Annotated in this window: 19 protein-coding genes; all 19 read left to right on the top strand. The window is 36.8% G+C overall.

Annotated elements, in window-relative coordinates; genetic code table 11:
- The first annotated feature begins 5 nt into the window (after positions 1 to 5).
- The 19 genes from HPE56_RS04515 to HPE56_RS04430 all read left to right on the top strand — a co-directional run bounded on the left by HPE56_RS04515 (position 6) and on the right by HPE56_RS04430 (position 18159).
- Positions 6 to 602 carry a hypothetical protein gene (locus HPE56_RS04515; protein ID WP_188242588.1) on the top strand — a complete coding sequence of 199 codons (597 nt, stop codon included), beginning with the start codon at positions 6 to 8 and terminating at the stop codon, positions 600 to 602.
- Positions 603 to 609: 7 nt separating this feature from the next.
- Complete coding sequence (locus HPE56_RS20445; protein WP_262890264.1) at positions 610 to 867, top strand: DNA alkylation repair protein; 258 nt, start codon at positions 610 to 612, stop codon at positions 865 to 867.
- The gene (locus HPE56_RS20440) at positions 857 to 1282 is read left to right on the top strand and encodes a DNA alkylation repair protein (RefSeq protein ID WP_262890263.1); all 426 of its coding nucleotides are present in this window, start codon (positions 857 to 859) and stop codon (positions 1280 to 1282) included. Before HPE56_RS20445 ends, HPE56_RS20440 begins: the two co-directional genes overlap by 11 nt.
- A 193-nt stretch (positions 1283 to 1475) precedes the next feature.
- Positions 1476 to 1667 carry a hypothetical protein gene (locus HPE56_RS04505; RefSeq protein WP_188242587.1) on the top strand — a complete coding sequence of 64 codons (192 nt, stop codon included), beginning with the start codon at positions 1476 to 1478 and terminating at the stop codon, positions 1665 to 1667.
- Between the two features lie 48 nt (positions 1668 to 1715).
- Complete coding sequence (locus HPE56_RS04500) at positions 1716 to 1892, top strand: hypothetical protein (RefSeq protein ID WP_188242586.1); 177 nt, start codon at positions 1716 to 1718, stop codon at positions 1890 to 1892.
- Positions 1893 to 2060: 168 nt separating this feature from the next.
- The gene (locus tag HPE56_RS04495; RefSeq protein WP_223170190.1) at positions 2061 to 2633 is read left to right on the top strand and encodes an RNA polymerase sigma factor; all 573 of its coding nucleotides are present in this window, start codon (positions 2061 to 2063) and stop codon (positions 2631 to 2633) included.
- 24 nt (positions 2634 to 2657) lie between these two features.
- On the top strand, positions 2658 to 3209 hold the full coding sequence (locus HPE56_RS04490) for a hypothetical protein (protein ID WP_188242585.1): 552 nt from the start codon (positions 2658 to 2660) through the stop codon (positions 3207 to 3209).
- A gap of 72 nt (positions 3210 to 3281) precedes the next feature.
- A complete protein-coding gene (locus HPE56_RS04485) occupies positions 3282 to 3803 on the top strand; it encodes a hypothetical protein (RefSeq protein WP_188242584.1) in 522 nt (173 codons plus the stop codon).
- Positions 3804 to 3816: 13 nt separating this feature from the next.
- Positions 3817 to 4731: a hypothetical protein gene (locus tag HPE56_RS04480; protein WP_188242583.1), complete on the top strand. Its 915-nt coding sequence runs from the start codon at positions 3817 to 3819 to the stop codon at positions 4729 to 4731.
- A gap of 431 nt (positions 4732 to 5162) precedes the next feature.
- On the top strand, positions 5163 to 5831 hold the full coding sequence (locus HPE56_RS04475) for a response regulator transcription factor (RefSeq protein WP_188242582.1): 669 nt from the start codon (positions 5163 to 5165) through the stop codon (positions 5829 to 5831).
- A complete protein-coding gene (locus HPE56_RS04470; protein ID WP_188242581.1) occupies positions 5828 to 7201 on the top strand; it encodes a sensor histidine kinase in 1374 nt (457 codons plus the stop codon). The genes HPE56_RS04475 and HPE56_RS04470 overlap by 4 nt, the downstream gene beginning before the upstream one ends.
- A 77-nt stretch (positions 7202 to 7278) precedes the next feature.
- A complete protein-coding gene (locus HPE56_RS04465; RefSeq protein WP_188242580.1) occupies positions 7279 to 7746 on the top strand; it encodes a DUF2231 domain-containing protein in 468 nt (155 codons plus the stop codon).
- Between the two features lie 78 nt (positions 7747 to 7824).
- Complete coding sequence (locus tag HPE56_RS04460) at positions 7825 to 8532, top strand: rubrerythrin family protein (RefSeq protein WP_223170189.1); 708 nt, start codon at positions 7825 to 7827, stop codon at positions 8530 to 8532.
- 182 nt (positions 8533 to 8714) lie between these two features.
- Positions 8715 to 13049: a CusA/CzcA family heavy metal efflux RND transporter gene (locus HPE56_RS04455; protein WP_188242579.1), complete on the top strand. Its 4335-nt coding sequence runs from the start codon at positions 8715 to 8717 to the stop codon at positions 13047 to 13049.
- Entirely contained in the window at positions 13049 to 14218 is a 1170-nt protein-coding gene (locus HPE56_RS04450; protein ID WP_223170188.1) for an efflux RND transporter periplasmic adaptor subunit, read from the top strand. Before HPE56_RS04455 ends, HPE56_RS04450 begins: the two co-directional genes overlap by 1 nt.
- A gap of 30 nt (positions 14219 to 14248) precedes the next feature.
- A complete protein-coding gene (locus HPE56_RS04445) occupies positions 14249 to 14737 on the top strand; it encodes a hypothetical protein (RefSeq protein WP_188242578.1) in 489 nt (162 codons plus the stop codon).
- Positions 14718 to 15314 (top strand): HD domain-containing protein, encoded by a 597-nt coding sequence (locus HPE56_RS04440; protein WP_223170187.1) that lies wholly within the window; start codon positions 14718 to 14720, stop codon positions 15312 to 15314. Before HPE56_RS04445 ends, HPE56_RS04440 begins: the two co-directional genes overlap by 20 nt.
- Entirely contained in the window at positions 15311 to 17278 is a 1968-nt protein-coding gene (locus HPE56_RS04435; protein WP_188242576.1) for an LTA synthase family protein, read from the top strand. Before HPE56_RS04440 ends, HPE56_RS04435 begins: the two co-directional genes overlap by 4 nt.
- Positions 17275 to 18159 carry a diacylglycerol/lipid kinase family protein gene (locus HPE56_RS04430; RefSeq protein WP_188242575.1) on the top strand — a complete coding sequence of 295 codons (885 nt, stop codon included), beginning with the start codon at positions 17275 to 17277 and terminating at the stop codon, positions 18157 to 18159. Before HPE56_RS04435 ends, HPE56_RS04430 begins: the two co-directional genes overlap by 4 nt.
- The last annotated feature ends 241 nt before the right edge of the window (positions 18160 to 18400 follow it).

Raw genomic sequence — 18400 nt, 5'->3', positions numbered from 1 at the left:
AGGTGATGCATACATCAACAATGACTTCCATATTAAAAGTAATGATTCTGTTATTTTGTGGGACACTTATATGTCAAGGTCAGGATAATTACGAGCGGGAATTCCGTATAAAAAAATCCCAGTTTCCCGATATACCATTGGATTCATCCCTTGCCGGGCATAACATTAAAAGGAAACGCTTCTATAAAGAAGTAGATAGTCTCGGTTCTACGTACATTCTTAAGTTCAAAAAAAATCGTTTGCATTATAATTTAAGGTTTAATGAATCAGGGGAATTACTGAATTCAGGATTCAAGATCAATGAGATAGACGTACCAGATGAAACCCTTCAAGAAATAAAAAGACTGTTATCCTCTACTTTCGAAAAACACAGGATAAAACGAATGTACCAGCAATACGCATCCAACAAAAACGAAAGTGAGGACTCCCAATTAAAAAACACCTTTCAAAACTTATTGCTCCCAAGCAATATCTACAAGTTGAACATTACAAGTAAAAATGGTAAGAACAGTACCGATTATGATTTTTGGTTCAACGCGGAAGGTCATTTGATAAATAAAAGAATTGCCTTGCCCATGAACCACGACCATACTTTGTATTAGAACATAAATGACCGATTATTTACAGACTTTGGAGCAAGAATTCGAGGCCCATTCAAATCCCCAGATCGCAGAAGGACAAAAAGCCTATATGCGCAACCAGTTTGAGTTTTATGGGTTAACATCCCCAAAACGGAAGGAAATCCAGAGACCCTTTTTGGTACAATCGTATTTACCTCCAAAAGAAAAGCTCCACGCATTGGTTAAAATCCTATGGCCAAAAACCGCAACGGGAGTATCAATTCTTTGCCCAGGAATTGGTTTTTAAATACACCAAACAATTCAGTATAAGCGATATTTCAATATTGGAGTACATGGTAACCCACAAGTCGTGGTGGGACACTGTGGATTATATTGCCGTTAAATTGATCGGACCCTATTTTGTGCTTTATCCCGGGCAATTGGACACTTACCTTGAAAAATGGCTGGCCTCGGGGAACATTTGGTTGCAACGCTGTTGTTTGCTGTATCAATTAAAACGAAAGGACGACATCGATACCTTTAGATTAGGCCATATCATACAACGGCTTTTGGGCTCCAAGGAGTTTTTTATCAATAAGGCCATTGGATGGGTTTTGAGGGAATACAGCAGAACCAACCCGGAGTGGGTCAAAGCTTTCGTCGCGAATCACGAATTGGCAAACTTAAGTCGTCGCGAAGCGCTTCGCCTTATGGATCGATGATATGGTAGGGTAAACCTTCTCGGTGGAACAATGGGATGGAAATATTTATCTAAAGGATGGAATATCCACTGATTACTAAGTATTTACAAAAAATGAATATTAGCACTAGCAACTATATTCCTTAAATTTGATAGTTATAGTAACTTGTTACGATATCCAATTGTTGTAAGTATTTTGAAAAATGAAATTCCTAATGTTGAAAAAAAGTCCATTTTTCATTTATCTATTAGGCTTCTTACTATTTATAGTTATTTCTTGTAGAGAAAAATCATTTGAAGAGTATAATGAAAATGAATTTTACAAAGCACAAGGTGTTATTGTTTCTGCAATAATGACCAGTTCAATTTTGGACGATCCTTTTATTCAAAAAATTGAATTCGGATAATTCATAAATGATTCACTGATTTTGAAGAATTCAGAGAACTTATCTTTCATGGATTTAGAGAAAGGAATCCCAATAGTAGTACTCGTACATAAGGAAAATCAAGCAGTGAGTTTCTACTGGAGAAATGGATTTACCATTAGTATTACTCCTTTTCAGGTACAATATGTAAAAGCTAAAATGGATAAAGCTGTGTCAGGAATTGAAAAAGACATAAATAAAAAATAAAACTACAGCTGACACAACCTCCTATAAAAACCCTAGTCCAGTTCCCTAAAATTCAAATAAACGATAAGATTGCCCATTTTGGAAGGTCCTAAATTTTAATTCCAGTATCTTTTAAATATAAAACAAACTATTCGATAAGTATAGGGTCTAATAAGCAAAGGACGCCTCATGGCAATAAAACCCATAAAAGGAGAAACCGAGCTCATAAGAAGATTAAAGAATCCAAAGTTAAAAAATAAGGCTTTCAAGGATTTACTTGATATTCATCAAGAACGACTCTATTGGTATATCCGGAAAATTGTACTGACCCACGACAATGCCAATGATGTGCTCCAAAATACCTTCATTAGGGTTTATAAGGGCATTCAAAATTTTAAGGAAAATAGCGCACTACACACTTGGATGTTTCGGATTGCATATAACGAATGCATCCGATTTTTGGAAAAGAACAAATTAGAATCTGCTTTTTATCAAAACGACGCCACCAAAAGTTACCTCAGCAATCTAACCCAGGATGCCTATTTTGATGGCAACGAGGTACAACTGAAACTTCATTCCATTATTTCGAGCCTTTCAGAAAAACAACAACGCGTATTTCAAATGAAATACTTTGATGATTTGAGCTTTCATGAAATATCGGAAATCTTGAATGTGAGTGAGAATACCCTGAAATCGTCTTATTATAGCGCGGTAAAAACAATCGAAAAGGAAATTATCAGCGATACAATACAAACTAATTGAAAATCAAAAGGTCTAATATATACCATGGCAAAGAAGAATAAAAACAGTAAGAACCCTATTGGGCAATACGTAAAAGGCTTTTTTAATGATGATATCGATAAAAAAGGACTTGCCCAAGCGCATAAAGAGTATCTGGGAATGAATGTTCCGGATAACTATTTCTCTATATCCAAAAACAATATTTTAAAAAGTTTACCCATGGAAAAAGAACAAAAACGAACCGTATTTGGGCTAAAGCCAATGATAGCCTATCCGATTGCAGCTTCACTTATTCTATTGATAGGTTTTACTATTTGGCTGCAAAATGACCCTACAACCATTGAACCACAAGATGCAAATGTTGAGCAAATAAATTCAATGGATTTGAATTCCGATGATTTTTTGGTTTCGTCACTTCTCGTAGATGATGCGGACATGGATGGTTTTATGGATGATTATATCCTAAACGAAATAATCGTTGATGCCGAACTATCTGAACAACAACTGGAAAATATATTTATTAATTCCATCATTATAGAAGACTCATTAATAGATGATTACATCGAAAAAAGCCTTATTGAAAATGTCGTTTTATAAAATTAAAAACAAACTTTTTCAAACTTTCAGTTTCTAATAATTAAAAGTACCTAACAATAAAAAATAATAATCATGAAAACAACATTAAAAACATTAATCGCACTTTTCGGTTTTGTCATGCTTTTAACTTCAAGTAGTTTTCTTTTTGCACAAGAAACCGATCTTTCCCCAATCATGAACCAGTTGTCAACGGAACAACAAGAAATGCTACAAACACAACGTAAATTGATGCTACAGAATCGGGAACAACTTCGAGCAACGTTGACCGATGAACAGTTGGCCATTTTGCAGGACAAAACCCAAACAAGGGAACAAATAAGATTACGATTAAGGGAATCTTTCTCCAATCAGCAAAACCAATTATGTGAAAATCAAGAAGGTCAGTTGCGCCAAGTAAGAAACCAATTCAGACAATCCTTGACTCAAGAGCAACGCCAAATGTTACGTGAACGGGTACAACAAAACAGGCAATCCAGCGGTCAAGGTGAAATGAGAAATCAAAATGGTTTTGGAGGTGATGGTGAACGCGGTAGAAACGGACAAGGTTCCGGTAGTGGAAACGGGAACGGTAACGGAAATGGAGGAGGAAATTAATATCCACTAAAAGATGAAATACCATCCCATAATATCCAGCAAAGGATTACTCGCAGTTTGGTTGCTACTGTTTACAGTGGCAACCTCTGTTGATTTATATGCCCAAGAACCGGAAGAAGATGAAATAGATTTACTTTTGGATGAACTTTTCTTCAACGAACAACAATTTATAGATGATATTTTAAACTCATTCAATACCTATAATTTCATTTACGTAAACACATCGTTTTATAATAATACGTTCTTCTCTGGTCGCGATTCCGGCATCGACCAATTCAGTATCGTTCCACAAGTATCCTATTATAGTTCTTCAGGATTCAATGTAAGTGTTTCCGGTATTTTATACGAAACCTTTGAACCAAACTGGGATTATACCAATGTTTCAGTGGGTTATTTCAACACCATGGGGAAGGATAAACGGGTGACCTATAATGCTGAATATACCCGGTTTTTTTATGCCGATGGTTGGGACACCTTTACAAACTCGTTAAGTTTAGGTGTCGGGTTACGAACCAAAAAACGAAACCTAGGAACTACACTTGGTGTTTCCTATTTGTTCGGAACTGATGGTTCTTTTCAAATATCATCCCGAACATATGCCAACATAACCATTGCTAGACAAAAAAAGTCAGTTGTAAGATTTAGACCCAAAATCAACTTTCTTATCGCACAACAAACTATTGCATTGGAGCAATTAAACGCTCAAATCAATGAACCATCAGCGGAAATCATTTATGATGATATTTTCGATTTGCTGAACACCCAAATTAACTTACCTTTTTCGATATCTACCAAATCATGGGATTTTGAGGTTGGGTACAACATTAACTTTCCTTCTCCCGTAAAATCAGAAACTGATTTAAAAACAACCGGATTTTTTAATCTATCCGTGGGTTATTTACTTGATTTGGACAAAAAAACCCTTTAGTATGGTTTACATAATATAAAATGGCATCTAACGATTGAATTCCCCATTTTCAGACCTGGTAATTTTATCTTATCCTTTGTAGCCTTACCGAGTTTGTATTTAGTCCATCATCTGAAATTCTTATCTTTATATATGTTCAAATAAGGGATGAATTACGAAATTCTAATTTTATAAAGTCCTAGTTTTTGGGAATGCTTCAAAAAGTGTAAGGTTACAAAACGACATTATTCGGTAGCAATATATCTTATAATTTAGATCTGAAACTTCTTTGTTTTAATTAACAAGTGAATTTCTCCCCAGTTAATTGTAATACCTTCAGTTTACACCAAGTCGATTCATTTTTAACACCCATATATTATTGCAAAACCTTTTTAAGCAAATCTTAAGAAAAGTCTAATGTCGCTTTAATTTAAATACGTAACTTTTGTAGTATGAGAATATTAATCGTAGAAGATGAGCCAGGTATATTCAACTTCCTAAAACAAGGATTGGAAGAAGAATCATATGCTGTGGATATTGCCGATGAAGGCAATAAAGGTCTTCAACTGGCTCTTTCCGGGGAATATGATTTGTTGCTATTGGATTGGATGTTACCTGGTGTCAGTGGTATTGAAATCTGTCGTCTATTCAGAAAGGAGTATAAAGAAACGCCAGTTATATTTTTAACAGCAAAAGATACCGTTGATGAAACCATTTTCGGACTTCAATCCGGTGCTAACGATTATATCAAAAAGCCTTTTCATTTTGAAGAACTTTTGGAACGGATAAAAGTCCAACTAAGACCCAAATCCGGGGAACATTCCATTTTTAAACTTGGAAACATTACCTTGAACACTGCAACCCATCAAGTCTTTAAATCTGAAGAAGAAATTAGTCTTACCCAAAAAGAATTTGCCTTGTTGGAATATCTAATACGGAACAAGGGTATAGTTTGCCGAAGAACCCGAATCATTGAAAGTGTTTGGGATATCCATTTCGAATACAATACTGGAGTGATTGACGTATATATTAATGCACTTCGTAAAAAATTAAAGTTAAGTGAAGATGAAAACTATATTCAAACCGTTCGTGGGGTAGGCTATGTAGCTAAAGAAATATGAGATTAAGTTTTAAAAACAGAATAGCATTACATTATATGATTGCCACCGCCGTGACCATGGCCGTGGCTTTTACAGTTGTTTATTTTGTAGTGCAGGGAACGGTATACCAAAATCTTGACAATGACCTATCTTTCGAGGCTGAAAAACATACCGACGAAATAAGGATTGTCGGGGATAGTATTAAGATAAAGAACAAAAAGGAGTGGGAAGAAAGGGAGCACCTAGAAGTACAAATAAACCCTGTTTTTATCCAAATATTGGATAAAAACGGGAAATTTATGGATAATTCCCCCAACCTGAAAAATCACGTCCTCGCTTACAATCCTGAGCAAAAATTTGGCGGTCACTTTAACGAAACCCTCAACAATAGGGCTATCCGACAAGTTCAAATCCCTATCGAGCAGAATGGAAAGATCAAAGGCTTTATTCTAGCGGCCATGTCGTTGGAATCCTCAAAAATGGTATTGCTTAATCTAAGAAATGTTTTGGTTATTTCTTATTTATTTCTTTTAGCGGGACTATATTTCATGTCTAGATACTTGGCAGGGCGGGGGATTATACCTGTAAAGGTAATAACCGAAACAACAAAAAGAATTACTCAGAATAGTTTGAATGAAAGGGTTATTCTTCCACATAACAAAGATGAGCTCTACGATTTGTCGTTTAGCATTAACGAGCTATTACAGCGTATTGAAAATACTATCGAAAGAAAGCGGCAATTTACCTCTGATGCTTCCCACGAATTACGAACACCTTTATCAACATTAAAAGGTACGCTTGAGGTATTGATTCGAAAGCCCAGAGAGCAATCGGAATATGAGGATAAAATCAAATTTAGTCTTACGGAAATAGACCGGATGACCGCCACGATTGAACAACTTTTACTGCTTGCCAGGTTAGATGTCAATTCAAGAACAGTTGACCGTTCTTTGGTCCCTTTACCTAACATAATAGACGAAATTCTCTCTAGGAACAAGACTCCTATCTTACAAAAGAAACTTACAATAGCTTTCCAGAAAGGGGTTCTATTGGAAGAAATGGCACCTCAATATTACACCACATTGATCATGGAAAATATTATCGGTAATGCCATAAAATATGCTAAGGAGGGTTCCACAATACATATCGAAATCGCACGTATGGATTCAAAAATAATTTGTAAAATCCAAGATGAAGGTATCGGTATTAAAAAAGAGGATCTAAATAATGTGTTCAAACGCTTTTTTAGATCCGATGCTCTAAACCATAAAAACATCCCGGGAAACGGTTTAGGTCTATCCATAGCCAAAAAGGCCGCCGATGCCATAAACGCCAAAATTTATGTAGATAGTGAATTTGGTATAGGCACAACGTTCACCATCTCATTTTAAGCCAAACTTAAGTTTTACTTAATTCAGTCTTAAGTTGGTGCCTATACATTTGATGTGTAATTAAAAATCACATTAAAATGTTAACATCACCACACATTCACGCAATGGTTATCCACTTTCCGATTGCTTTGATCCTAGTTGGATTTTTCTCAGAAATCATAGCTCTTATCAGTAAAAAACAATTTTTCAAAGATACCTCATTTTATCTTTTGCTATTAGGTGCTTTAGGGGCCATAGTAGCTTATATAAGCGGAAGTTATGCTGGGGACGGAATGACAGATGGCATTCTACAAAAACCCATGGAACTACACGAGGAAGCTGCTACCATAACGTTATGGCTTGCTATTATAACGGCATTATTTCGCGTGTCATTGTACTATTTCAAATTTGAAAGAACGTGGTCTAAATGGGTAGGGATCATCCTATTTACTGCCTTAGTTGGGTCGGTGGCACGAACAGGATATTTAGGTGGGCAATTGGTTTTTCAACACGGGGCAGGTATAGAATTGGCTCTTCCCGATTTTGGAAATCAATCAACCAACTAAAATCGAATCTTATAAAAAATATAGAAAACCCACGGAAATGTGGACATACACTTACTCAAATATTTAAAAATAAATAAAATGAAAAAATCAGTAGCGGTATTGGCAATTGGAATGGTATTCTCAAGTATGCTTTTTCAATCTTGTAAGAATAATACAGTAGACAAAATTGAAATCAAACCTTCAAAAGAAGTGGCTGAAACAGCCATGGCAGTAGTTAAAGAAAAAGAGGACCCTCAAAAATCAACCATTCAAAATATGAAAGATGCGTTTAAAGGTGAAACGACCGCACATGCTAAATATGCCGCTTTCAGTAAAAAAGCGGCTGAAGAAGGCTACCCGGAAATAGCGCTGCTTTTCAAGGCTGCATCCGGGGCGGAATTGATACACGCCAATAATCATAAGGTCGTTATTCAAAGAATGGGGGAGCAAATACCAACCGTTACTCCAGAATTTAGTGTGGGAACAACCAAGGAGAATTTAAAGAATGCCATTGAAGGCGAAAGCTATGAGTTTAATACAATGTACCCAAACTTCATCAAGGATGCCAATGCAGCAGGTAATTATATGGCACAAATAAGTTTGACATATGCATACAAAGTAGAACAAAAGCACAGGGATTTTTACATAAATGCTTTAAAAGTTTTGGAAGAAGGAAATGTAAAATCATTGCCTTCCGTGTATTATCTATGTCCAACTTGTGGGAACACCTATGCGACCACAGCACCATCGCGCTGTGAAATTTCCATGACCGATGCAAAATTATTTATTAAAATAGACGCCCTATAAAGACTTTTGATTGATGGTTAGTTTTTAATAGCGATTGGCAAAGGCCCTGAATAATTTTCAGGGCTTTTGTTTTTTATCATTTACCGAAGGAAAACCATTCTTAAGCCAATCTTAAGAAACCATTTAGATGGCTCTTAGGTACACCAAATACATTTGGGATATAAATTAATAATCCAGTAAAAATGTTAGAACGTATTATCCAATACAGTATACACCACAAACTCATAGTTCTCTTGTTTACTGCGGGTATTATTGGCTTTGGCTTATATTCCTTATCCAATATTCCTATAGGTGCGGTACCCGATGTAACCAACAACCAGGTACAGGTCATCACAACCTCCAGAAATCTGGCTACTGAAGATGTAGAAAAGTTTTTGACTTACCCTGTAGAGTTAGAAATGGCAAACTTACCGGGGGTAAAAGAAATACGTTCCGTTTCCAAGTTTGGTCTATCGGTTGTTACAGTCGTCTTCGATGATAATTTAGGTACATATTTACCCCGTCAGCTAATCGCAGAAAAAATAAAAAGTGCTGAAGAAAAAATCCCCGCGGGTTTTGGCAAACCATTTATGGGTCCTGTTTCCACAGGCTTGGGTGAAATTTATCAATATGTAATAGATGTTGATGCAAAACATAAGGAACAGTATTCTTTATCTGATGTGCGTACCATTCAGGATTGGTTGGTAAAACGTCAACTTTCAGGCATTCCAGGCGTGGTAGAAGTAAATACTTGGGGAGGCTATTTAAAGACCTATGAGGTTGCTATTAACCCTGAACGACTTCGCTCCATGAACGTATCCATCTTTGATGTGTTCAGTGCATTGGAAAAAAACAATAGCGTTGCCGGGGGCGGTTACATAGAAAAAGCTAATGAAAGCTACTTTATAAGAGGTGAAGGACTTGTGGGTTCCGTACAGGATATTGAAGACATTGTAGTAACCAGTACAGGAAATATACCCGTCTTTGTAAGGGATATTGCTACAGTAGGCTTTGGTCATGCCAACCGTTTTGGCGCAATTACAGGAAACGGTGAGGGAGAAAAAGTATTGGGACAGGTAATGATGCTGAAGGATGCCAACTCTAATGCTGTTATAGAAGCGGTTAAACAACGTGTGGCTGAAATACAATCATCATTACCTCCAGGCATTTCTATTAATCCCTTTCTAGAGCGGAGCGAACTTATTGCGAAAACCACAGCTACTATTGCGGAAAACCTGATTTTGGGATGTTTAATCGTGATTTTCGTAGTAGTACTACTTTTGGGCAACCTACGCTCTGGTTTAGTGGTAGCATCGGTTATTCCAATGAGCTTGCTTTTTGCCCTCTCCTTAATGTACATTTTTGGGGTAGATGCCAACTTGATGAGCTTAGGGGCGATAGACTTTGGAATAATCATCGATGGTGCAGTGATCATTGTTGAGTTTATTGCCTTTAAAATCACCAATCAACGAACTAAATTATTGGCTCTTCCAAAAAACCAAAGGCAAGGCTTAATAGATCAAATCACATATCAAGGTGCGTCTAAAATGATGAACTCTGCAGTTTTTGGGCAGTTGATCATTATCATCGTATTCATTCCTATTCTTTCTTTGGTAAATGTAGAAGGTAAAATGTTCCGCCCAATGGCTTTGGTATTCAGTTTTGCACTCACAGGTGCCATGGTACTGTGTTTTACATACATTCCAGTAATGGCTTCTTTGTTTATCAAACCTTCAAATACCGAAAAACGAACGATTTCATCCAAACTAATCGCATTTCTTGAAGAAAAATACCAACCCACTATTTCTTGGGCATTGCGTAAAAAGAAATTGGTATTGGGTATGGCTATAGGTTTGTTGGCAATTACTGCATTTCTATACACTAGAATGGGAGGCGAATTCGTGCCTACATTGGACGAAGGTGATTTTGTAATTCAACCTGTATTGAAAACGGGAACATCATTAAGTAAAACCATTGAGGCTACTACTCGAATGGAAAAAATATTGAAGAAATTCCCCGAAGTGGAGCAGGTTGTAAGTCGAATAGGCGCTGCTGAAGTTCCAACAGACCCAATGTCAATGGAAGAAAGTGATGTCATCATCAAATTGAAGCCAAAAGGGGAATGGGTTTCCGCAGAGACCAAGGACGAATTAGCCGATAAATTTAAGGATGCCCTATCCGAAATAGCCGGTGTCGATTTCGAGTTTACCCAACCTATCGAAATGAGATTCAACGAATTGATTACAGGAGTACGTGCAGATTTGGCCATTAAGGTTTTCGGTGAGAATCTGGATGTTCTCTATAATAAAGCCTTAGAAATAGAAAAAGCAATCCAAAACGTCGAAGGTGCTGCCGATATTTCCGTTGAGAAAACTGCTGGGTTACCTCAAATGACCGTTAAATATAACAGACAAAAAATTGCTAAGTACAACTTGAATATCGAAGACTTGAATAAAGTTGTCACCATGGGTTTTGCAGGTATGCCCGCAGGAACTGTTTTCGAAGGTGAAAAGCAATTCGATATGGTGATTCGTTATGATGATGCCCACCGAAGGGATATTGAAAACATAGAAACGGCCTCGGTATCATTACCCAATGGAATGAAATTACCATTAAGCGAATTCGCTAAAATAAGTTATACCAAAGGACCAGCTAAAATTTCACGTGATAATACAAAACGGCGCATCGTAGTAGGTGTAAACGTTCGTAATCGCGATTTAGAATCGGTGGTTAAGGATGTACAGAGCATAATAGAAAGGGATATTAAACTACCGACCGGCTATTCTATAAGTTATGGAGGGCAATTTGAAAATCTACGTACCGCAACGGCTAGATTGAAAATCGCAGTTCCAATCGCACTGGTTCTGATTTTTGTCTTACTCTATTTTGCTTTCGATTCCGTAAAGGAAGCCTTAATGATCTATAGTGCTATTCCTCTGTCCGCCATTGGTGGCGTTATGTTACTTTACTTACGAGGTTTACCGTTTAGTATTTCGGCAGGTGTAGGCTTTATTGCCCTTTTTGGGATTGCCGTGCTAAACGGTATTGTGTTGATCGAAGAATTTAAGGAGCTCAAAGCACACGGTGTCAGCAATATTAATAAGCGAATTTTAATGGGAACTAAAAACAGATTGCGCCCTGTATTGTTAACAGCAGCAGCAGCAGCTTTGGGCTTTTTGCCTATGGCAATTTCGACCTCAGCAGGGGCAGAGGTACAGAGACCTTTGGCAACAGTTGTTGTGGGTGGACTGATTACGGCAACAGCTTTGACCCTAATCGTACTACCTATCCTATATGCAATGTTCGATAGGAAGGGGCATCATCCTAAGATCAAGAAAAAAATAAATTTAAAAGTACTTGGTATCATAGCCTTAATATTCTTACCGGTTGTCGGAAGTGCCCAACAGAGCACTATCAATGCAGAACAAGCAGTTCTAATTGCGATTGAGAACAATTATGGACTTAAAGCTTCTGCCAAAAGAGTGCAGCAATCCGAACAATTGGTTGGAAGTGCTTTTAACTTGGATAAAACCCAAGTTTATTATAGTTCCGACGAAAATAATATTGCGGATAACGGGCTTCCATTGGATGTTTTCGGAATTAGCCAGTCCTTACAGTTCCCAACGATTTATGGTGCCCAACGTAAGGTAGAAAAATATAAGGTTGAGTTATCAAACCAACAGTACCGATTAAATGAAAGAACCTTGACCAAAGAGGTTTATAAAGCCTATTACAATGTGGTATACAATAACAGTCTTGTAGAACAATACAAATTTCTAGATAGTCTCTATGGTCAGTTTTCCAAGGCTGCCGATAAGCGATATGCTGTAGGGGAAACCAATTTATTGGAAAAACTTACGGCAGAGGCCAAGCAAAAAGAAATATCCATTTTGCTTGCACAAACTAAAGCAGGCGTGGCAAAAGCATCTACGATGCTATATCAATGGATGCAGACAGATTCGTTGATTATCGTAGAAGAGAACAGTTTACCCAAACTGGAATTACAACAACCGAATTTTGGTGATCATCCTGGAATACTGTATTACGATTCCGCTCAAAAACTGAGTAGATCCTCTCTCTCTTTGGAAAGGCAAAGATTACTTCCAGATTTACATATGTCAGTCTTTCAGGGCACTAATAATGGTGTTAATGCGAAGCGATACAATGGTTTCCAGGCGGGTGTCTCGATTCCGTTATGGTTCGGGGCGAACAAGGCAAAAATCAATGCGGCAAAAACAGAGACTATGATAATGGCCGATGAGTCTGAAAATTACAAAATACAATTGGCATCAAAGTATCAAGCCTTGCTATCCGATTTAAAGAAATTCCAAGAGGCCGTTGATTATTATGAAACCACTGGTGGCAAACTAGCAGAAGAATTAACTACAAGTGCATCAAAATCATTTCTAAACGGAGAGATAGATTTCTTACAGTATGTACAGCTATTGGAAAGTGCCAAAAATATTCAAATCACCTATCTACAGAACCTTAATGAGTATAACGCCACAGTTTTAGAATTAAATTATTTAATCAATTAATGATGAAAGATATAGTCAACAATTTTACCCATGTTATAAGTTTAACAAGCATTCTTTTACTGCTGACACTAACATTGGCTTCCTGTAACCCAAAAGTAAAACCAGAAACGGCCAACACAGGTGTAACGATGGGGATTAAAGACCAAGATGCAATAATAATTACCGAAAATCAATTTAAATCTGGTGGAATGGATTTGGGGAAAATATCGATGCAAGAGTTCAATACAGTTGTGAAAGCGAACGGTATGTTCGCAGTACCCCCACAGAACCAAGCCGATGTTAGCGCCTACTTTGCCGGCTATGTAAAGAACATCAATCTATTACCTGGGAATAAGGTTGAAAAAGGTCAAGTATTGTTCACCATTGAAAACCCAGAATATATTCAGGTGCAACAAGATTTTTTGGAAGCCAAAGGACGTTTGAGCTATTTGAAATCCGATTATGAACGCCAGAAAGAGTTAATGGCGGATAATGTCACCTCCCAAAAGAATTTCTTAAAGGCTGAATCGGAATATACCGTGACCATGGCACAATATCAATCCCTTAAAAAGAGGTTGAGCCTTATGAACATCAATCCGAATACCCTTACGGGCGAAAATATTCGGTCAGTCATTAGTGTAGTTTCACCATTATCAGGGTATGCGACTACAATAAACGCAAGTAAAGGAATGTACCTAAACCCTTCTGATGTTGCTGTAACCGTTACCAATACCGACGACCTTCACATAGAATTGAAGATTTTCGAAAAGGACCTACCTATGGTCAAAAAAGGGCAGCAAATCAATGTAAGATTGCAAAACGACACGGGCAATGTATATAAAGGAGTGGTTCATTTAGTCAACAAGTCGATAAATGCCCAAAGTAGAACCGTGGAGATACATGGGGATCTTGTAAATGATGAGGAAGTACAACTATTTGCCCCTGGAATGTACATTGAGGCTGAAATCCTGACCACTTCAGCAGAATATCCAGCATTACCATCCGAAGCTGTATCGAACATTGATAATGACTTTTTTGTACTTGTAAAAAAAGATAATACAAACTTCAAAAGGGTATTGGTCAAAATAGGTGCTACAAATAATGGATTTACCCAAATCCTTAATGCAGCTGATTTTAAACCAAACACGGAATTTCTAACCAATGGGGCATTTAACTTGATAACAGAGTAAAACAGAAACCTAAATAATGAAAACAATGTTATGAACGACGCAAATATACATTTAGTGATAAACCATCTACCCATTGTTGGTGTTTTGGTTGGTTTTCTGGTATTGATTTCAGGCTATATCATAAAGAACCACCAAGTAAAGAACACATCACTGGGTATTTTTGTATTCAGTGCCTTAACATCCATTGCTGCCTTTAATACAGGTGAAGGGGCTGCGGAAATTGTTGAGGATTTTCCTGGAGTAAGCGAGACACTTTTACATAACCATGAAGAATATGCAGAGTTGTTTTTTACCACTATTTTGATTTTAGGAGGGGTGTCCCTTGCCGCTCTGTTTCTACTCCATAAAAAATCAAAATATACTAAATATTGTTTTTCAATTGTTCTGATACTCGCTATAACCTCGACAATAATTTCCAAATATGTAGGATTGAGTGGAGGTGTGATTCGCCATACTGAAATTAGACATGATGCTGATATGATTCATTTAGACCCGGACAATGACAGCGATGACAATTAAAAGCATTACGAGGTATTGTTCGGAGATACTTCAAAATGACAAATGTAAGAATCTCCCCTTCCACAACTTTGCCCATACGCAAGAAGTAATCGACAACGTTTTTTTGATTTCCAATGCCATAGGATTACAACCAAAAGAAGTGGATTTCATAGCTATTGCGGCTTGCTTTCATGATACAGGTTTCTCGGAAACCTATGAAGGACACGAAGAAGTAAGTAAACGATTGGCTACTCAATATCTTTCAAAAGCCAATTGTCCGCAAACCGAAATTGAAAGGGTGCTTTCTTGTATCGATGCCACAAAGATGCCCCAAAATCCTATGGATGTATATGAGAAAGTACTTTGCGATGCCGATTTGTTCCATCTGGGAACCACTAATTACATGTACAGGAATATGCTCTTGCGAAAGGAATGGGAACTATTTTGTGACACCGTTATGACCGATAACGAATGGCATCTCCTCAATATTAAATTTCTGGAGGAGTATCGGTTTAAGACCACATACGGTAAAGAGGTCTTGGAAAAAGGGAAACAAGAAAATTTAAACAAACTAAAACAATTAATACGAATAAGATGAAAATAGGATTTACAAAACGGTTCGAATTGTTAAAAGGCTTCATCCTTTTGTTCCTAGGAATTTCGTTGTTATTGAGAGTCATTTTTCTTATTTGGAATTTTTCAGAAATCGACCATGGTGTTATTACCGTGTTTACCACATTCCTTATTGGGCTCTTTTACGATATCGGTACCGTTTCATTTTTTGCCCTAATCGCTACTTTATATTTTTTGATAGTACCCAAAGGTCTTAATGGTACTATGGCAGATAGGATTATTTGTTATACAGGCTTTATAGTGGGCGTGCTAATAATCTTCTTTTCATTCTTTGCAGAAATCACTTTTTGGGAAGAATTCCAGAGAAGATTCAATTTTATTGCAGTTGACTATTTAATATACACTTACGAGGTCGTTAAGAATATAAATGAATCATATCCTATACCTATTTTGATTGGAAGTATAGGAATACTTGTCATGCTTACGGTTATACTCTTTATAAGATTACGAATATTCAAGAGAACTTTTGAAAGCACAGATCCATTTAAAATCCGCTTACTGCCAAGTGTAATCATATTGGGTATTGCCTTGATTTTTACTTTGTTTATCAAAAATGAAAATGCCGAGATTTCAGATAATCGCTATAACAATGAGCTTTCAAAAGCAGGTATTTATTCTTTTTTTGCAGCTTTTCGGAATAATGAACTTAGCTATCCTGAGTTTTACAAAACCGAGCCAATCAAAGAAGCGTTCTTAAAGGTAAATGAAAACATAAAAACTTTTCAAGACAGCATCTATGCGCCATCTACGGGCATACGTAGATATATTAGAAATGATGGTGAAGAGAAGAAACCTAACATTATTTTTATTTGCATTGAGAGTTTAAGTGCAAAATATTTGGGGGCTTTTGGCAATGAAAATATGTTAACCCCAACATTGGATTCCTTATCGCAAGTGGGACTATCGTTCGACAATTTAATGGCAACTGGCACTAGGACAGTTCGCGGAATGGAAGCCATTACACTTTCAATTCCCCCAACGCCTGGGAGAAGTATTGTTAAACGAAAGAAAAATAATAATCTCTTTACTATTGGCGAGGTATTCAGGGGTAAAGGATACTCAAGGACGTTCTTTTATGGGGGCGACGGATATTTTGACAATATGGACAAATATTTCAGTGGTAATGGATTTGACATTGTGGACAGGGGAAGAGGGTTTCTACCATCTGCAGATATTGTAACCAATCGTAAGAATATCGCGGATGAAGAAGTAACTTTTGAAAATGCCTGGGGGGTTTGTGATGAAGATATTTATAAAAAGGTAATAAAAGAAGCCGATTCGGCCTTTGCCACAGGACGGCCTTTCTTTGATTTTATAATGACTACTTCGAACCATAAGCCATACACTTATCCCGCCAATAAAATTAGTATTCCATCAGGTACAGGAAGATACGGAGCCATTAAATATACCGATTTCGCAATTCAAGAATTCTTAAGAAATGCAAAACAAAAACCTTGGTTTAAAAATACCGTTTTCATATTAATGGCAGACCATTGTGCCAGCAGTGCAGGTCGTTGGGAACTCGATGTAGCCAATTATCATATTCCGGCAATGATATTAAATCTTGATGGTGTAGAACAACAACATATTGACAGACTTTGTTCCCAAGTCGATATCTTCCCCACATTATTTGCACAATTGGACTGGACTTATGAAAGTAACCTTTTTGGACAGGACATTCTAAAAATGGAAGAGACTGATGAACGTGCCTTTATTGGCAACTATAGAAAATTAGGATTATTAAAGGGTCATGAACTTATGATCTTAGGGGATCAAAAACAGGCTAATTTCTATAATTGGAAAAGAGATGACAATAGTTTGGTTGCAAAGCCTATGAACCAAGATTTTCTTAAAGAAACCATTTCATATTTTCAAGTGGCCGACCATCTGTACAATAATAACGGACTATCCTTAAAAGTGAACGAATGAAAATAGTCCACTTCATAGTAAATCCAATTGCCGGTAAAGGGAAGTCCCGAATTACAAAGCATTATCTATCGGCATATTTTGAAAAGAACTATTTTTCAATTGTTGTAAAACATTCCTCCTATAAAGGACATGCGACACTTTTAGTACAACAGTCCATAAACGAAAAAGCTGAAATCATCGTTGCCTGTGGGGGTGATGGCACGATCAACGAAGTAGCATCCTGTTTGGTCAATTCTAAGATATTACTTGGGATTATCCCTATTGGTTCAGGTAATGGGTTGGCAAGAAACCTTAAAATCCCGAAAAACATAAAAAAAGCCATTCAACGCATCAAAGAGCAAAAAGCTACCTCTATTGATGTAGGTAGAATCAATGGGGAATATTTTTTCAGCAACATTGGTTTTGGATTTGCCGCCAATACGATTTCAAATTTTGAAAGCTCTTCGAACAGAAGATTGTTTACTTATCTAAAAGCAACTTTACAATCAATCAGGTCATTTAAAAATGATGCAAAATACACCATTGAAATTAATGGGAAAGAAGCGGTCTTAAACCCTTTTTTAGTTTTCATATCGAACACCAATATCATGGGCTATAATTTCTCCATTACAAGAAAGGCAATTTTAAATGACGGATTTCTGGATGTTGTGATAATTGATCGATTGAATAAATTTAAAATCCTTTATTTCGCATTTTTATTTCTACTCAAATACGAGCATAAAATCAAGGAATATTCTTATCATAGGGTTAAAAATGCTACAATAAAAATAGAAAATCAGGACATAGAAATCATTTTTGAGCTGGATGGCGAATTGAAGAGAACAAACCCTGTAGAATTGCATTTAGAGGTTTTAAAAGAAAGTCTAAAGGTTATAGCTTAAGCAGAACTGAACGTGGTTTAAGTCGTAAAAAAGAGAGGATTATTCCCGAACCCTCGGGATTGTCGAAGTCTAAAGCTTCACCGTGTATCCTGACCTTTATTCTCTCTTTTGTTCTTTTTGATTATATTATCAATTTAAAGGGAATCAAAATTAAGCCGTATAAAATTAATGGCTGGTAAAAGCCTATTTACGAAATTTCTTGCGGATTTTCTCCCAAACCGTCGGGACGGTTTTTATTTGC

The sequence above is a fragment of the Maribacter aquimaris genome, from assembly GCF_014596745.1.
In the GTDB taxonomy this organism is placed as follows: Bacteria; Bacteroidota; Bacteroidia; order Flavobacteriales; family Flavobacteriaceae; genus Maribacter_A; species Maribacter_A aquimaris.
This window is presented reverse-complemented; position numbering and strand designations above follow the sequence as displayed.

Bases quoted from the DNA above. Each gene is read 5' to 3' on its own strand.
- HPE56_RS04515 (WP_188242588.1), top strand. From the start codon at position 6: ATGCATACATCAACAATGACTTCCATATTAAAAGTAATGATTCTGTTA.
- HPE56_RS20445 (WP_262890264.1), top strand. From the start codon at position 610: ATGACCGATTATTTACAGACTTTGGAGCAAGAATTCGAGGCCCATTCA.
- HPE56_RS04505 (WP_188242587.1), top strand. From the start codon at position 1,476: ATGTTGAAAAAAAGTCCATTTTTCATTTATCTATTAGGCTTCTTACTA.
- HPE56_RS04500 (WP_188242586.1), top strand. From the start codon at position 1,716: ATGGATTTAGAGAAAGGAATCCCAATAGTAGTACTCGTACATAAGGAA.
- HPE56_RS04495 (WP_223170190.1), top strand. From the start codon at position 2,061: ATGGCAATAAAACCCATAAAAGGAGAAACCGAGCTCATAAGAAGATTA.
- HPE56_RS04490 (WP_188242585.1), top strand. From the start codon at position 2,658: ATGGCAAAGAAGAATAAAAACAGTAAGAACCCTATTGGGCAATACGTA.
- HPE56_RS04485 (WP_188242584.1), top strand. From the start codon at position 3,282: ATGAAAACAACATTAAAAACATTAATCGCACTTTTCGGTTTTGTCATG.
- HPE56_RS04480 (WP_188242583.1), top strand. From the start codon at position 3,817: ATGAAATACCATCCCATAATATCCAGCAAAGGATTACTCGCAGTTTGG.
- HPE56_RS04475 (WP_188242582.1), top strand. From the start codon at position 5,163: ATGAGAATATTAATCGTAGAAGATGAGCCAGGTATATTCAACTTCCTA.
- HPE56_RS04470 (WP_188242581.1), top strand. From the start codon at position 5,828: ATGAGATTAAGTTTTAAAAACAGAATAGCATTACATTATATGATTGCC.
- HPE56_RS04465 (WP_188242580.1), top strand. From the start codon at position 7,279: ATGTTAACATCACCACACATTCACGCAATGGTTATCCACTTTCCGATT.
- HPE56_RS04460 (WP_223170189.1), top strand. From the start codon at position 7,825: ATGAAAAAATCAGTAGCGGTATTGGCAATTGGAATGGTATTCTCAAGT.
- HPE56_RS04455 (WP_188242579.1), top strand. From the start codon at position 8,715: ATGTTAGAACGTATTATCCAATACAGTATACACCACAAACTCATAGTT.
- HPE56_RS04450 (WP_223170188.1), top strand. From the start codon at position 13,049: ATGATGAAAGATATAGTCAACAATTTTACCCATGTTATAAGTTTAACA.
- HPE56_RS04445 (WP_188242578.1), top strand. From the start codon at position 14,249: ATGAACGACGCAAATATACATTTAGTGATAAACCATCTACCCATTGTT.
- HPE56_RS04440 (WP_223170187.1), top strand. From the start codon at position 14,718: ATGACAGCGATGACAATTAAAAGCATTACGAGGTATTGTTCGGAGATA.
- HPE56_RS04435 (WP_188242576.1), top strand. From the start codon at position 15,311: ATGAAAATAGGATTTACAAAACGGTTCGAATTGTTAAAAGGCTTCATC.
- HPE56_RS04430 (WP_188242575.1), top strand. From the start codon at position 17,275: ATGAAAATAGTCCACTTCATAGTAAATCCAATTGCCGGTAAAGGGAAG.